We start from the raw sequence: 14,386 nt of genomic DNA, 5'->3' as shown, positions 1-14,386 counted from the left end.
TTCGACGCCCTGGGCGGGGCGCGACTCCGGGGTAGACGGCGCTGTTCACCGATGCCTCGGGGAAGTTCGTGATTGAGGTGGATTGACGTCCACCTGCACTGAATGCGGCCGACGGGGCTGCGGCCTACACCGCTGCCTTCGCCTCCAAGAACAGATCCATCGGCATCTCCCGATCGAGCTTCCAGACGATTTGCATCGGCTTCGACCCTGTCGCTTGCTGGAACTGGACCGTCCCGAGGCACGTGTACGGCTCCGTCCCGAGGTCTCCCGTCTTCGAGCGGCGCACGAAGAGGATGACGTCGGAACCACGGGCGGCGTGGTTGATGTAGCGCTGACCGGTGGGGCTATGGGCGCCGGTGGTGCTCTGCGATTCCCAGTGGAAGTGGTTCTGGTTGATCGCGTAGTCGCGGTACATCGTGGTGGGGGAGTAGTCGGTCTCTGATTTCTTGAGCGTGACGAGGAGGGCGTCAGCCTGGAGGGTGGGGAGCCACTTCACGCCCTCGCGGATGGCTCCCGGTGTCCCGATGTCTCGCGTTCCGAGGCCCAGCCCGGCAAGCAGCTCTTCGCGGGAGTAGGTCGCGTGGGAGCGCAGCGGTGTCGCCGAAGAACGGCCGCTGAGGGGCTCCGGGCGTACGCGGCCGGCCTGAGCCTTGTACTCCAGCAGGTTGAGCAGTTCCCGCACAACGAGCGGCCGTGAGCGCAGCTCTTCCAAGCCGGCGCGAATGCCCCGTGTGCCGGTCGACCAGATCGAGAAGTAGAGCATCGCGGCGTACAGGTTCGTCTCGACGTCGGCGGGAAGCTCGGGCGCGGCGAGGAGTGAACGGTAGGCAGCGATCCGGTCGGCGTCGTCCACGTGGGTGAGCGTCCTGACGCGTCGAAGAAGGACGTCATCCTCGACGGACAGTTCGCCCTGCACCTCAACGTTGGGGAAGGCCCAGTCCACGAGTGCCGACCAGGACGATGCCCTCTGGTTCCCGCCGAACGTACGAGTCGGCGGGGCGTAGACATCTGCGAGGGAACGCTCGGCGGACTCGAGGTACGTGCCGAGGTTGTAGTCCTCCGGGGCGACGTTCTCGGGAAGATGCTGGCGCACATCCGCGACGAGGTCCCTGGTGGAGAGCTTGAGCTGCTTCTTCACGTTGCTCAGCACAATGTCCTGGGCGACGGCATCAAAGACGATCTGGGAGCCGGGCGGAAGGAACGGGAATCCCTCTTCGATGTTGCGCTGGAGCTGGTTCCGGGAGAGCCCGGTCAGCGCGCGGTACTTCAGATCAAAGCGGAAGGCCTCGTTCTGTAAGCCCACAAAGTCGAGCACCGTGAGCACGGACTTGCCTTCTGCGCGTCGCAGCCCGCGGCCCAGCTGCTGCAAGAAGATCGTGGAGGACTGCGTGGGCCGCAGCATGAGGACCGTGTCGATCATCGGGATGTCGAGGCCCTCGTTGAACAGGTCGACCGCGAACAGGCAGGTCACGTCGCCGCTGCGCAGGCTTTCCAGACCACGTCGTCGTTCTTCAGGGTGTGACTCCCCGGAGAGGGCGAGCGCCGGCAGGCCTGCGTCGTTGAACACCCGTGCCATGTAGTGCGCGTGCTCCACGCTGACGCAGAACCCCAACGCGCGCATGCTCTGGGGTTCGGTGACCTTGTCCTCGACGGCCGCGAGGATCTTCGCGGCGCGTGCGTCATTGCCGGTGAAGGCCTGCTCCAGTTGGCCGGTGTCATAGCGGCCGCGGGAGAAGCGCAGGGAGCGGAGGTCCACACCATCGCCGATACCGAAGTAGTGGAAGGGCACCAGAAGATCGGCCTCGAGGGCGTCCCAGAGTCGAAGCTCGCTCGCGGCTCGTCCGTCAAAGAACGCCTGGGTGACGTTCACGCCGTCGGCCCGCTCGGGCGTCGCCGTGAGGCCGAGCAGCTCCGTCGGGGTGAAGTGGTCCAGCACACGCCGATAGGAGTTCGCATCGGCATGGTGGAACTCGTCGATGACGACGATGTCGAAATGCGAAGGGCCCCACCGCTCGAGCTCCTGTGTACGCGCCATCGACTGGACCGACGCGAAGACGTGTGTCCCCTTCAGAGGGCGGTGCCCGTCCACCAGGAGCTCACCGAACGCCTCTTCCTTGAGAACGTCGCGGTACGTGCGTAGGGACTGCTCAAGGATCTCCTTGCGATGCGCGAGGAACAGGAGCCGTGGCCGTTGGTGCGCGGACGGGCGCAGCCGCTTGTAGTCGAGGGCAGCGACGACCGTCTTCCCGGTGCCCGTCGCAGCGATGACGAGGTTCTTGTGCCGACCGCGGGTCTCGCGCTCGGACTGGAGATCGTCGAGGATCTCCTGCTGATGCGGGTAGGGGCGCACATCGAGGCTGCTGATACCGACCAACGTGCTGCGGCCGCGGCCCCCGTTCTTCGCGAGAAGCGCGTCAAGGTACTCGGCGTCTGCGTCGGGATCGTAGGAGGCGAACTCCCTGCTGTCCCAATAGGTGTCAAAGGTGGACGCGAACTTGTCGAGCAGTGTGGAGGTGACCGGGCGCGAGAGCTTCACGTTCCACTCGAGGCCGTCCACGAGCGCCGCGCGGCTCATGTTCGAACTGCCGACGTAGGCCGTGGTGTACCCGCTGTCGCGGTGGAACATCCACGCCTTTGCGTGGAGATGCGTGGACTGCGCGTCGTAGTTGATGCGCACCTCGGCACCCAGCGCGCGCACAAAGTAGTCCAGTGCCCGGCGGTCCGTCGCCCCGATGTACGTGGTGGTGAGCACTCGGATCGGCACTCCGCGGTCGGCAGCAGCTTTGAGGGAATCCTCGAGCACCCGGATCCCGCTCCACTGCACAAAGGCGCACAGCAGGTCGATGCGATCGGCGCTTGCCATCTCCCGGCGGAGCTCCGAGCCGAGCTGCGGGTCATTGCGGGCGTTGGTCATGAGCGCCACGTCGCTGAGACGCGTCGCCGGCCGGTCCAGCGGGATAGCGCCGGGACGGGACACTTCGGTCAGCAGGCGCGGCCCGGGTGAGACCTGTCCCTGTTGGCCCGCAAGCGGCAGAGCGCTCAACACTGAGTTGGCAAGGTCGATGCGTTGCTCCGGCGGAGCTTCGCGGAGTGCTTGTTCGACGACGGTACTGATGTGCTGCGTAAGGACGTGGGTGACCTCGGCAGCGTCCACGTCCGTCGTGGGCGCGGTCAAGCCGTTGGCCTCGGCGGTGGTGATGAGATCAGCGAGACCGGTGGTGACGAGGAGCTCGTATAGGCCTGGGTCGAGTCGGTCGGCTGGGATCACTGCGCCTCACTCTCGTGATCGCGGAGGTCGCGGATCCTCTGTGGCAGCCCGGGGATGATGGGAACGTCGCCGGGCGCCCAGTCCCATTGGTCCAGCTCGGCGAGCGGGATCCACTGCATCGCGTCGTGGTCCGTGCTCACGGTGGGCTCGGCTCCGGTGAGCGTGGCCACGTAGCAGCCGAGCTCGATCGTCCTCTCGCCCACGGTGCTGAGGCTGCGATCTACCAACTCGCCGACGGCGACCTTCACGGACAGCTCCTCGTCAAGCTCGCGCACGAGCGCTTGCTCGGGCGTCTCGCCCGGCTCGACCTTGCCGCCGGGGAACTCCCAGAGTCCGCCCGCGCTGCGCTCGGGGTTCCGGCGGGCCGCTAAGACGCTGCCGTCACGCACGATGACGGCGCCGACGACGCGCACGATAGGGACGGCGTTCACAGTGGGCTCCTCAACAGGCGGGTAACGCGACTTGGGCACTACTGAATCAGTGTCCAACTCTTCAAAGGTGCCGTTGGCTGAAGCTGTCGCGCGAGCTCAGAATGGAACGGATTCGAGCCCGCAGTGATGGGTCCACGACGTACACATAGGTCCCCCGCATCCCCCGTGTCAGCAGCACCCGGTACACGTTGGTGATGTACCGCAGCAGGTCCTCGTCGGAGGTGGTGCGGCCGCGCATGGTGTTGTTGGCCTTGCCCTTGGCGTCGAAGTAGTTCTTGCGGTCGGCGACGAGCTTGCCGGTGTCGGGATCGATGCGGAGGTCGCCGCCGATGATGACGCCGGCGTAGTTGAGGTCGTAGCCCTGCACGGTGTGGATCGAGCCGACCTCCTCGAGGGAGGTCTTCGAGGCAATCCAGTCGACGTCGGAGACGTTCCAGTTCAGGGCGACGCCGTCGAGTTCGATGTCGTGCAGTCCGCTCCTGCCCTTGCTGCGCCACTTCCAGGCGTAGCCGGCGACGAGCCGGGCGAGTCCGTGCTCGGCATCGCGCTCCCGGATCCGCTGGTGCATCGCGCCGAGGTCGTCGAACAGCTCGAACTCATAGTCCCCGAGATCCGGCATCGCCGTGGGCGGGTCGTCGGAGATGAGGGCGCGCGCGAACTCGAGATACTCCTTCCCGCCCTTCACCCGCATCTGGGTGTCCAGTGGATAGAGCCGCTTCTGCTCGCGGGTCTCGGCGAGGACCTTCTCGAACACCTCGGGCTCGATGTCGATCGGACGGACGCTCTGGGCCGTGTCGAGCAGCAGGATCGTGTGGCGCGAGCGCTCCCGGATCCAGTCGAGCTGGTTGATCGAGAGGTCGTCCACTCCGAAGAGCCTACGCGTCGTCTCCCCGTACCGCTTGGTGAGCGTGCCATGCGCCTGGGCGCCGCGCTGCGTGAGCCGGTGGGCCTCGTCGACCACGATGACGTCGAAGTCCTCCTCCGCATCGGCGACGTCGTACGGGGTGAGCACCTGGGTGGAGCTGAGCGCGGGCACCTTCCGGAACACCTTGCTGATGGACTTGCGGAGGGACTTCTGCGGGATCACGAGCCCGATCCGCAGCCCCTGGAACAGCTCACGGTTCCCCTCGACGAAGAGGTCGGAGAACATCGAGTCGCCCTCGACCTCGTCGGTGGGGTCGAACACGGAGAGGTCCCGCATGAGCTTCATGAGATAGATGCCGACGATCGTCTTCCCGGTGCCGGGATCACCCTGGATCGCGGCGATCGTGCGCACCTCGGGATGGCGGAGGTCCTCGACGAGGCCCTCCATGATGTCGAGGACGGCGACGCCCTGCTCCGTGTTGAGCGCCTTGTACGGGGAGAGCTTGAAGAGGTCCGAGTTCTCGATCTCGGGGATCGACCGCTCGAAGTAGCCGCGCGAGCGGAGTTCCTCGAAGATCTCCTTGAAGGTGTCGTTGTACTCGCTGCGCTGGAAGTAGTTCTGGTTGGTGATCCCCTCGTTGCGGTTCAGCACGTCGAACTTGCCGTCGCCGCCGAGCAGGCGGATCAGCAGCGACTCGAGGTCCAGGCAGGCGGAGCCGTTGAACCGCTCGTCGAAGACGATGCGCACCTCCTTGAGGTGCTCCTTCTGCTTCGACTTGAGGTGCTGCCGCATCCGGCGGTCCGCACTGCCGGTCTCCCCGACGTAGATGTCGTGCCCGTCCTCGATGAGGTAGACGACCGGCCAGTTGGTGAAGCGGGGGAGGCGTCCCCGCGTCTCCTCCACCGACTCCGGGGTGAAGCGGAGCTCCTCGATCTCAAAGGCGGTCATACTTCGTGCTCCGTCCCTTCGCCTTCTCGACGGGGTACTTCTGCCCGGTGCGCTCCAGCTTCGCGCGGATGATCTGCTCGGGGTCCATGTCCAGCTTGTCCGCGAGGAGCAGGGCGTAGGTGAGGACGTCTGCCAGCTCGCCGGCCACCTCGTCGCGATCGGCGTCGCCGTTCCACTGGTAGCACTCGAGCAGCTCCGCAGCCTCGATGGAGACCGACTTCGCGAGGTTCTCAGGGGAGTGGAACTGGCCCCAGTCGCGCTCGGCCATGAAGGATCGCAGGGTCTCGAGCAGGTCTTCGCCGGTCATGGCTTCAACCTAGCAATCGTGTGGATGGCCAGGGCTGAGGATCGAAGCCCATCGCTCGAGCCGTTCGACGTCCACCAACGACCTCGCGAGAACAGAATGTCGCATGTGGGCGGTATCGTCCGGCCATGCACATCTCCCCTGGGTAGGGCCTCAACGCGACCGCCATCGACTTCAAGACGGCGAACTCGTTTCACGCATCCGCTTGCGCGGTGGGGCTGGCGAAGATCCGCGATGGAGGCATCGTTGAGACCGCCTCGTGGCTGATCGCGCCCCCTGAAGGTCTGGACCATTTCGCGCCTCGGAACGTGGCCATCCACGGCATCACCGCGAAGGAGGTAGACGGTGCTCCTTCCTGGGCGAGGGTTTTCCCCGAAGTGCTGAGCTTCGCCGGCGGTGATCTGTTCGTCGCGCACAATGCGTCCTTCGATCGCTCGGTGTTCCGGAAGGCGAGCGCCGCGTTCGACCTCGAGGTCCCGGACACGGTCTGGTATGACACGTTGCCGATCGCTCGTCGACTGTTGACGCTCGGTTCGTACTCCTTGCCTTTCGTCGCCAACGCACTGGGGCTCGAAGACTTCACCCATCACGAGGCGGAGGCTGACGCGGTCCAAGCGGCCCGAATCCTCCTCACCCTCGCCGGCCGGTCGGGGGTCGACTCGATCGCGGAACTCGCTAACCCATTGGGCATCCATTCGGTCCCGACGAGGCCGGGATCGCTCTCACGTCCTGTCGGCGACGGTTCACGGGCTGCTGGGGACTTCTCCTCGCTGGCGGCGACGGACGTGCTGGCGGGGGAGAGCGTCGTCTTCACTGGCACCCTGTCTCTTCACACCCGTGCCGAGGCCCATGCACTGGTTGAGCACTACGGTGGCACCTGGCAGAAGAGCGTGACAAAGGCGACCACCATCTTGGTCAGCGGAGATCTCGACCCTCGCACCTTCAGGCCCGGCGCCGAGTTCAGCCGCAAGCTGCAGAAGGCGATGGACCTCGCCGAGAAGGGGCAGCCGCTCGAGATCCTGACCGAACAGGATCTGATCGACCGGCTCGACATCGGCCAAGAAGCGCTGGAAGCGGCGACGCGTGAGCAGCGTGCCGTGGGCAGGGCGGGGTGGTTGCCCCTGCATGTCGTCGAGCAAGCCAGGGCGCTCACAGGTGAAGATCTCAATTACTCCACCTGGCTCCGTCAGGCACTGCGTCACCCGGCCGGACACCCGGGCGCCGGCGACCAGTGTCTGCGCTGCGAGGGGATGATCGGCCCGGACGTCTACTGGATGTTCCGGGAACGGTGGATGTGTTCGCCGGAGTGCAACGACGGGCTGAAGCGTGCTGCGAAGAAGGCATGGTCGGATCAAGGGATCGATCGACCTTCGGCACCGAGCTATGCCGCGAGCTGGGCGCGATGAGACGTCGGAAGCCCTGACGTCGTCGTCCTGAACACCGATGAGCCCGAGGGTGTCCATTCACCGTCGCGCGAGCGCCCGCATCGTCGCCCCGGAGACCTCGGCGAGCTCGCGCCACAGGCCGTAGGCCTCGTCGTATCGAGGGACCAGATCCGGATCCGGGTCGATGGTGTCCCCGCGGCGCACCAGCGCGAGCGGCTCCGACCAGTCCTCGAAGACGCCGGCCCCCTGGCCTGCCGCGAAGGCCGCGCCGAGCGAGGCCCCGGGATGGTCCACCACCGTGTCGAGCGGAGTGCCCAGCACGGAGGCATGGATCTGCTTCCACAGCAACGAGGTCGCGCCGCCGTTGGTGACGGTGGCGTGCTCGAGCCGTACGCCCCGCTCCCGCAGCACCTCCGCGTTGTGGCGGAAGCCGAAGGCGATCCCCTCGAGCGCCGCCCGGTAGAGGTCCACCGCGTCATGGCCCAGGTGCATGCCGGCGAAGATGCCGCGCAGATCAGGGTCGTTGATCGGTGTCTTCTCGCCCAGGAAGTACGGGAGGCACAGCACCTCGGCGGCGGTGCGGCGTGAAGCCTCCTCGTCCATCTGTGCGAGGCCCTCGATGCGGAGCGTGGATTGCACCCATCGGACGAGGCTCCCGCTGGTCGCCATGCACCCGTTGGGCAGCCACAGCCCGGGCAGCGGGTGCTCGTCGAGGAAGAAGCGCGCATCGGCCACGGGCTCCTGGGATACGGCGAGGATGTCCCCGGCGCCGCCCAGCTTCACCAGCCAGTCGCCGAGGTCGCCGAGGCCTGCGCTGTACGCGGAGAGCACGTGGTCGGCGCCGCCCACGACCAGCGGCGTCCCGACGGCGATGCCGGTGCGACCCGCCGCCGCGGCATCGAGCTCGCCGACGATCGTCCCCGAGCTCCGCACCGGCACGAGGCGCTCCGAGAGCCCGGGCACCGTCTCGGTGACCGTGGCGTGCTCCTCGCCCCGGACGGTGAACAGACCGGACTCGAGCGCCCAGTTCCCCTCCACGTGCACGGCGGCGCCGAGGTGCGTGAGCAGCCAGTCGTAGGAGCCGAGGATCGCCGCGGAGCGCCTCCACGCCTCCGGCTCGTGCCGGGAGAGCCACAGCGCTTTCGGCGCGACGGACTGCTGGCTGAGCACCGAACCGGTCGCGGCGAGCAGCGCCTCCTGGTCGATCCCCGCCGCGAGCTCGCGCACCTCGGCATGGGCCCGGGCGTCGTTCTGCAGGATCGCCGGTCGCAAGGGGGAACCTTCGGCGTCGACGAGGAGCGCTGCCGGCACCATTCCGGTGGTCGCGATGCCGGCGATGGATCGGCTCCCGGCGGCCCCGGCGAGCTCGGACAGCGCGGAGTCGACGTTCTCGGCCCACTGACGCGGATCCGCCTCCGCCCAGCCCGGCTGCGGGGACATCAGCCGATTGCTGCGATTCGTCTGCGCGATCATGCCGCGCTCCGGGTCCACCAGGATCGTTTTCACCCCGGTGGTGCCGATGTCGATTCCGATCAGCAGGCCGGGTGTCTCCGCACGCATCGATCAGCCCTTGGCGGCGTCGACGAAGCGACGGGCACGATCGGCGTCCACCGGGTTCCAGGTGCCGCCGTCCACCTTCAGTGACGAGCCCACGATGCAGCCGTCCGCCACGGTGAGCATCTCCGCGATCGTCTCCGCACGAGCACCCGTGTTCAGCAGCACCGGGATCTCCTCCGGCACCACCTCGCGCACCTCGCGCAGCACCGCCGGATCCGGTCCCGCCCCCGCCATCGGCCCCGAGACGAGGATGCCGTCAGGCAAGGAGGAGACGACGGTCGAACGCGCGATCTGCGCGAAGCTGCGTGTGCCGATCGGGGAGGCGAATTCGGGGGAGATGTTCATGAGGATCGCCGTGTCACCGGCGTCCAGCCGCCGTCGCTCCCGCAGCGTCTCGGCCGCGTCGGTGTTCCACAGGCCCATGTCGGACTCCCACACCCCGGTGACGACCTCCCGCAGGAAGCTCGCCCCGGTCGCGACGGCGGTCGCGAGCGCGATCCGCGGGTCCCACAGGTAGTCCACCCCGAACGGGATCGACGTGGGCCGGCACTCGGTGACGACGCGCGCCATCACCGCGGAGGCCTCCGGGCCGGCGTGCAGCTGGTACGGGCGGTCGTTCTCGTTGCAGAACATCACCGCGTCGAACCCGGCGTCCACCAGCAGGTCCACGTCCTTCTGGACGTGCTCGACGAGCGCGTCCACGCCGCCGGCTGCTTCGTAGAGCGGGGTGCCGGGCAGCGCCGGCACGTGCGCCATGGCGATGAGGGGCTTGTCGACCGTGGGGAAGACGGCGCGGAAGAGGGAGGTCATGTGTGCTCCTGGGTTCGGTGAGGGAGAGGGAGATGGGTACGGCGTCAGTGCGGGGTGCCGGGGACGGTGACGACCTCGGTCCCGGCGGACTGCGCTTCCAGGACCACCACGTGATCGCTCGGCGCGTCGGTGACGAGTACGTCGACCGCGGAGAGCGGGGCGATGGTGACGAGGTGGACGCGGCCGAGCTTCGCGGAGTCCGCGCCGACGATCACGCGGCGCGCCCCCTCGACGGCGGCCCGCTTCACCGCAGCCTCCTCGGGGTGGTACTCGGTGAGTCCGCGGCGCGGGTCCACGCCGGCGACTCCCGCCACGTAGGTGTCGCAGTTGTACCGGGAGACGAGCTTCTCGGCATCGGGCCCGATGAGGCTCAGCTCCTCCGGGCGCACCACGCCTCCGGCGAGGACCACGGTGGTGCCGGGCTCGTCGGCCAGGATCGTGGCGACCTTGATGGAGGGGGTCACGACTGTCAGCCCCAGACCGCGGCCGCGCACGGCCTCGGCGACCGAGGCGACGGTCGAGCCGCTGTCGAGCAGGACCACCTCGCCGGGGGCCAGCATCGAGGCGATGGCGGCACCGATGTCTCGCTTCGTGCCTGCGGCGCGGATCTCCCGCGCCCCGTAGGACGGCTCGAACGCCGCTCCGCCGGTCACCGCGATCGCCCCGCCGGTGACCCTGCGGACCACGCCCGCCTGCTCCAGCGCCTCGATGTCGCGTCGAATGGTCATGGCGCTGACCTGCAGCTCCTCGGCCAGTGTCGCGAACTGCACCTCGCCGTCACGGATCACCCGCTCCTCGATAGCGCTGCGCCGATCACTCACGTCCATGTGAGCCTCCTTCTGCCGCGGCCATCCTGGCCGTGAGAGTGTCGAAATCCCTCTGCTGCTGGGCGCGGGCGGCCTCGGCATCGACCGTGAGCAGCTCGCCGCCGCGCATCAGCCACCGGCCGGCGACCATCGAGGCGGTGACCGACGCCCCGCTCGCACCGTAGACCAGCGCCGACTCGAGGCTCTGTGCACCCACGGGCCCCCGGGGCAGCTGCGCGAGCGGGAGCGCGATGAGGTCCGCGACGCCGCCGGGGGCGAGGGTGCCGTCCGCCGGGCCGCCGCCGAGGGCGCAATGCCCGCCGGTGGTCGCGATCGCGAGGATCTCCCGCGGGGTCACCTGGTTCGGGACGCGGGAGGTGAACGCGGCGAGCTTCCCGAGCGTGCGCATCTCCTCGAAGAGATCGGCGTTCGTGTTGTTGCAGGGGTTGTCGGTGCCGAGGGCGACGTTCACCCCGGCGTCCAGGGCGGCGCGCACCGGCGCGGCGGGCACCCCGGACTGCATCGCGACCGACGGCACCACGGCCATGGCCGCGCGAGTCCCCGCGAGGAGCGGCAGCTCCGCGGGATCCACCGTCGTGCAGTGGGCGAGGATCGTGGGGACCTCGAGCATGCCCATGGCGATGAGCTGCCGGATCGATGTGGTGCCGTGGTGCTCGGCGCAGTAGGCGTCCTCCTCGCCGGAGGTGGAGTAGTGGACGTGGAGGCCCACCCCGAGCCGGGCGGCGGTGTCCCGGGCGGCGATCATCGCCTCCGGCTGGTTGTCCACGAAGTAGGCGTGGGGTCCCAGCCAGCCGCGGACCACCTCGGATTCGCCCTGCATCGATTCCGCGAACCGCGTGGCGGCGGAGAGCTCGCGGGCTCGGGCGTCGTCGTCGCCGAGCTCGACGATGCCCCAGGCGAGGGCCGCCCGCAGGCCGGAGGCGATCACAGCGGGGGCGATCCGGCCCGCGAAGAAGTACTGGTCCGCAAAGGTGGTGATCCCGTGCCGGATGAAGTCGGCGCAGCTCACGGACGTGGAGGCGGGGACCAGCTCCTCGGTCAGGTGCGCCTCCGCCCGGCGCAGCACCGCGAGGAAGCCCTCCATGGTCAGCAGCGAGTGCCCTTCGCCGATCCCGCGCATCAGCGACATCGGCGTGTGGGCGTGGGCGTTGACGAGCCCCGGCATGACCACGACTGCACCGAGGTCCACGACGTCGGGTCCGGCCGGCCGGGCCCCGTGGAGCGGCCCGGCACCGGCGATCCTGCCGTCCTCGATCTCGACGACGCCCGGGGTGTGAACGTCCCCGGTCCCCGTCCAGATGACGTCCGCGACCACGAGCCGCGTTCCCTCCAGCCCGCTCATGCGGCCTCCTCCCCGGCGGCCATCAGCCGTCCGATCCGTTCCCTGTCGATCTGGTCGTGCGCGAAAGGGCCGATGAGCCGGCCCTGGTACATGACAGCGATGCGATGCGAGAGGGCGAGCACCTCGTCGAGCTCGGTCGAGACGAGGAGGACCCCCACCCCTGCCTCGCACGCCTGCAGCAGCGTCCGGTGCACGAACTCGATCGAGCCGACGTCCAGCCCGCGCGTCGGCTGGTTGGCCAGCACCACCGCCGGATCGCCGGCGAGCTCCCGGCCGATCACGATCTTCTGCAGGTTCCCTCCGGAGAGCGTGCGGACCGCGCGGGTGGGGGCGGAGCCGCGCACCTCGTAGTCCTCGATGAGCCGGCGGGCGAAGGCACGCCGCTCGCGCCGTCGGACGACTCCCCGCCGGGCGAACCGGGAGGAGCGGAAAGCCGTCGCCGCCGCGTTCTCCTCGAGGCTCGCCTGCAGGTTCAGGCCCACGGCCATGCGGTCCGCCGCGATGTGGGCGAGCCCTGCCCGACGGATCGCGGCGGGGGTGGCGCCGGTGATGTCGCGCCCCTGGAGGTGTACAGTGCCCGCCTCGACCGGGGTGAGCCCGGCGATGGCCTCGATGAGCTCGTCCTGCCCGTTGCCGCTCACGCCGGCGATCCCGAGCACCTCGCCCTTCCGCAGCGAGAGGCTCGCCTCGCCCGTCCCGCCATGCCCCGGAAGGCGGACGCCCTCGAGGTCGAGCACCGTGCCCTGCGGCGAGGCGTCGGAGCTCATGCGTGGCTGCTCCACCTCCCGACCCACCATGAGGCGGGCGAGCTCCGCCTGGTCGGCCTCTCCGCGCTGGAGCGTCGTGACGATCTCGCCGCGGCGCATGACGATGATCCGATCGGCGATCGCCTGCACCTCCGGGAGCTTGTGCGAGATGAACAGGATGCTCCGCCCGGTGGCGGCGAGGTCGTGGATCAGGACGAGCAGCTCCTCCGCCTCGGGTGGGGTGAGCACCGCCGTCGGCTCGTCGAAGATGAGGGTGCGGGCCTCCGCGGCGAGGGCTTTGAGGATCTCCACCCGCTGCTGGGCGCCGATCGGCAGGTCCCCGGCACGGCGGGAGACGTCGATCGACAGCCCGCTGCGGGCCGCGAGGGTGCCCACGAACGCGCGGGCGGCGCGGTCGTCGTAGAGCCCGCGCCCCACCGGCTCGCGCCCCAGCAGGACGTTCTGCGCCACGGTGAAGCTCGGCACCAGCTCGAAGTGCTGGTGGACCATGCCCAGCCCGGCCGCGATCGCGTCCTGAGGGTTGGTGATCGTGCGGGGGGAGCCGTCCACGAGGATCTCGCCCGCGTCCGGCTCGTGGATCCCGAACAGCAGGTTCATCAGAGTGCTCTTCCCGGTGCCGTTCTCCCCGATGATCGCGACGATCTCTCCGGGCTGCACCGCGAACGAGACGTCGGCGACGGCGAGCACGCCCGTGGAGGCGAAGTACTTCCGCAGGCCGCGGAGCTCGAGCCGGGGAGTGTCCGGGGGCGGCGCGTCGACGGGGGTCCGTGCTGATCGCATGATCAGCCGGCCAGACCGAGGTCGGAGCAGGCCGCCGAGGAGGGGTCGTTGAGCGCGTCGCAGACCTCCAGGTCGCCGTCGAGGATCTTCTTCCTGAGGGCGTCGACGTCCTTCTCGGTCTCCGGCAGCTTCGCCGTCATCGCCTCGGGGCCTTCGTCCGCGAAGACGGTGGAGCCGTCGTCCCAGGAGAGCCCGCTGACGCCGTCGGCCATCCCCGCTGCGACGAACCCGGATTTGAACTCGTCCTTCTTCGCGGACTCGATGAGGTTGAAGGTCGAGGTGTCGACCCGCTTCATCACCGAGGTGATGACCGTGCCCGGGGCGTCGGCATCCTGGTCCGAGTCGACGCCGATCGCGTAGGCGCCCTGCTGCTTGGCCGCCGTGAGGACTCCCTGCCCGGAGAGGCCGGCGACGCCGTAGATGATGTCGGCGCCTCCCTGGTACAGGGAGAGTGCAGCCTCCTGGCCGACGGCCGGGTCGGAGAACTCCCCGTTGAGGTAGCTCGGGGTGACGGTGCACTCGGGGCAGGCCTCCAGGACGCCCTGCTTGAAGCCGTAGTAGAACTGGTTCAGCCCGGGGTTGTCGATGCCGAGCACCGCCCCGACCTTGTGGGTCTCGGTCATCGACCCGGCGATGTATCCGCCGAGGAAGCTCGCCTCGTGCATGTCGATGGAGAAGGCCTGCACATTGTCCGGGAGATCCTCGGTGAGGATGTCGCTCGGGACGCCGAACAGCTGATCTGGGTTCTCCGTGGCGACGGCGAGCAGCGAGTCCGGGTCCAGGCCCGGGGCCAAGATGATGTCCGGGTGCGTCGCCACGGTCGAGCGCAGCACGCTCTCCTGCTGGGAGACGGACTCCGCCTCGACGACGCGGCCGGTGACGCCGAGCTCCTTCTCCGCCCGCTTCGTGCCGGCGATCGCGGAGTCGATGAAGCCGCCGTCGCCGGCGGCACCGGGGGTGACGAGGGCATAGGTGAAGGAGTCGTCCGAGGACCCTGAGGCCCCCTGGCTCCCTCCGCAGCCGGCGAGGGAGAGCATGGCGACGAGTGCGAGGGCGCCGGTGGCGCGGGCGAGGCGGGGACGGGACATGGCTTTCCTCCGGT

General features: G+C 68.7%; 11 protein-coding genes. 1 reads left to right on the top strand and 10 read right to left on the bottom strand.

Translation table 11 applies throughout. From position 1 onward, the window contains the following. Window positions 1-124 precede the first annotated feature (124 nt). From ABD080_RS02525 to ABD080_RS02510, 4 genes are all read right to left on the bottom strand, one after another. The gene (locus tag ABD080_RS02525; protein ID WP_417281881.1) at window positions 125-3,265 is read right to left on the bottom strand and encodes a DEAD/DEAH box helicase; all 3,141 of its coding nucleotides are present in this window, start codon (window positions 3,263-3,265) and stop codon (window positions 125-127) included. After that, window positions 3,265-3,699 carry a (deoxy)nucleoside triphosphate pyrophosphohydrolase gene (locus ABD080_RS02520; RefSeq protein ID WP_343903532.1) on the bottom strand — a complete coding sequence of 145 codons (435 nt, stop codon included), beginning with the start codon at window positions 3,697-3,699 and terminating at the stop codon, window positions 3,265-3,267. Before ABD080_RS02520 ends, ABD080_RS02525 begins: the two co-directional genes overlap by 1 nt. Window positions 3,700-3,760: 61 nt before the next feature. Continuing rightward, window positions 3,761-5,512 (bottom strand): DNA/RNA helicase domain-containing protein, encoded by a 1,752-nt coding sequence (locus ABD080_RS02515; RefSeq protein WP_343903531.1) that lies wholly within the window; start codon window positions 5,510-5,512, stop codon window positions 3,761-3,763. Beyond that, window positions 5,499-5,819: a nucleotide pyrophosphohydrolase gene (locus tag ABD080_RS02510; protein ID WP_343903530.1), complete on the bottom strand. Its 321-nt coding sequence runs from the start codon at window positions 5,817-5,819 to the stop codon at window positions 5,499-5,501. Before ABD080_RS02510 ends, ABD080_RS02515 begins: the two co-directional genes overlap by 14 nt. A 209-nt stretch (window positions 5,820-6,028) precedes the next feature. Here ABD080_RS02510 and ABD080_RS02505 point away from each other — a divergent pair, with 209 nt between their 5' ends. Beyond that, window positions 6,029-7,222, top strand: a complete 1,194-nt coding sequence (locus ABD080_RS02505) for an exonuclease domain-containing protein (RefSeq protein WP_343903529.1) — start codon at window positions 6,029-6,031, stop codon at window positions 7,220-7,222. A 57-nt stretch (window positions 7,223-7,279) separates the two neighbouring features. On the opposite strand, the gene ABD080_RS02500 is transcribed toward ABD080_RS02505, so the two are convergent. The 6 genes from ABD080_RS02500 to ABD080_RS02475 are packed head-to-tail and all read right to left on the bottom strand — an operon-like array spanning window position 7,280 to window position 14,372. Next, window positions 7,280-8,761 carry an FGGY-family carbohydrate kinase gene (locus tag ABD080_RS02500; RefSeq protein ID WP_343903528.1) on the bottom strand — a complete coding sequence of 494 codons (1,482 nt, stop codon included), beginning with the start codon at window positions 8,759-8,761 and terminating at the stop codon, window positions 7,280-7,282. Window positions 8,762-8,764: 3 nt separating this feature from the next. Beyond that, window positions 8,765-9,568 carry a BtpA/SgcQ family protein gene (locus tag ABD080_RS02495; protein WP_343903527.1) on the bottom strand — a complete coding sequence of 268 codons (804 nt, stop codon included), beginning with the start codon at window positions 9,566-9,568 and terminating at the stop codon, window positions 8,765-8,767. 44 nt (window positions 9,569-9,612) lie between these two features. After that, entirely contained in the window at window positions 9,613-10,395 is a 783-nt protein-coding gene (locus ABD080_RS02490) for a DeoR/GlpR family DNA-binding transcription regulator (RefSeq protein WP_137768981.1), read from the bottom strand. Continuing rightward, window positions 10,382-11,737: an amidohydrolase family protein gene (locus ABD080_RS02485; protein ID WP_343903526.1), complete on the bottom strand. Its 1,356-nt coding sequence runs from the start codon at window positions 11,735-11,737 to the stop codon at window positions 10,382-10,384. Before ABD080_RS02485 ends, ABD080_RS02490 begins: the two co-directional genes overlap by 14 nt. Continuing rightward, entirely contained in the window at window positions 11,734-13,284 is a 1,551-nt protein-coding gene (locus ABD080_RS02480; RefSeq protein WP_343903525.1) for an ABC transporter ATP-binding protein, read from the bottom strand. Before ABD080_RS02480 ends, ABD080_RS02485 begins: the two co-directional genes overlap by 4 nt. 2 nt (window positions 13,285-13,286) lie before the next feature. Beyond that, window positions 13,287-14,372 carry a BMP family ABC transporter substrate-binding protein gene (locus tag ABD080_RS02475; RefSeq protein WP_343903523.1) on the bottom strand — a complete coding sequence of 362 codons (1,086 nt, stop codon included), beginning with the start codon at window positions 14,370-14,372 and terminating at the stop codon, window positions 13,287-13,289. Window positions 14,373-14,386 lie beyond the last annotated feature (14 nt).

Origin of the sequence: Brachybacterium rhamnosum, assembly GCF_039526185.1 — a bacterium.
Classification (GTDB): Bacteria; Actinomycetota; Actinomycetes; order Actinomycetales; family Dermabacteraceae; genus Brachybacterium; species Brachybacterium rhamnosum.
This window is presented reverse-complemented; position numbering and strand designations above follow the sequence as displayed.

What these genes read in the sequence shown, in the direction of transcription:
- ABD080_RS02475 (WP_343903523.1), bottom strand. Translation starts at nt 14,372, where the DNA reads ATGTCCCGTCCCCGCCTCGCCCGCGCCACCGGCGCCCTCGCACTCGTC.
- ABD080_RS02495 (WP_343903527.1), bottom strand. Translation starts at nt 9,568, where the DNA reads ATGACCTCCCTCTTCCGCGCCGTCTTCCCCACGGTCGACAAGCCCCTC.
- ABD080_RS02490 (WP_137768981.1), bottom strand. Translation starts at nt 10,395, where the DNA reads ATGGACGTGAGTGATCGGCGCAGCGCTATCGAGGAGCGGGTGATCCGT.
- ABD080_RS02480 (WP_343903525.1), bottom strand. Translation starts at nt 13,284, where the DNA reads ATGCGATCAGCACGGACCCCCGTCGACGCGCCGCCCCCGGACACTCCC.
- ABD080_RS02500 (WP_343903528.1), bottom strand. Translation starts at nt 8,761, where the DNA reads ATGCGTGCGGAGACACCCGGCCTGCTGATCGGAATCGACATCGGCACC.
- ABD080_RS02510 (WP_343903530.1), bottom strand. Translation starts at nt 5,819, where the DNA reads ATGACCGGCGAAGACCTGCTCGAGACCCTGCGATCCTTCATGGCCGAG.
- ABD080_RS02515 (WP_343903531.1), bottom strand. Translation starts at nt 5,512, where the DNA reads ATGACCGCCTTTGAGATCGAGGAGCTCCGCTTCACCCCGGAGTCGGTG.
- ABD080_RS02485 (WP_343903526.1), bottom strand. Translation starts at nt 11,737, where the DNA reads ATGAGCGGGCTGGAGGGAACGCGGCTCGTGGTCGCGGACGTCATCTGG.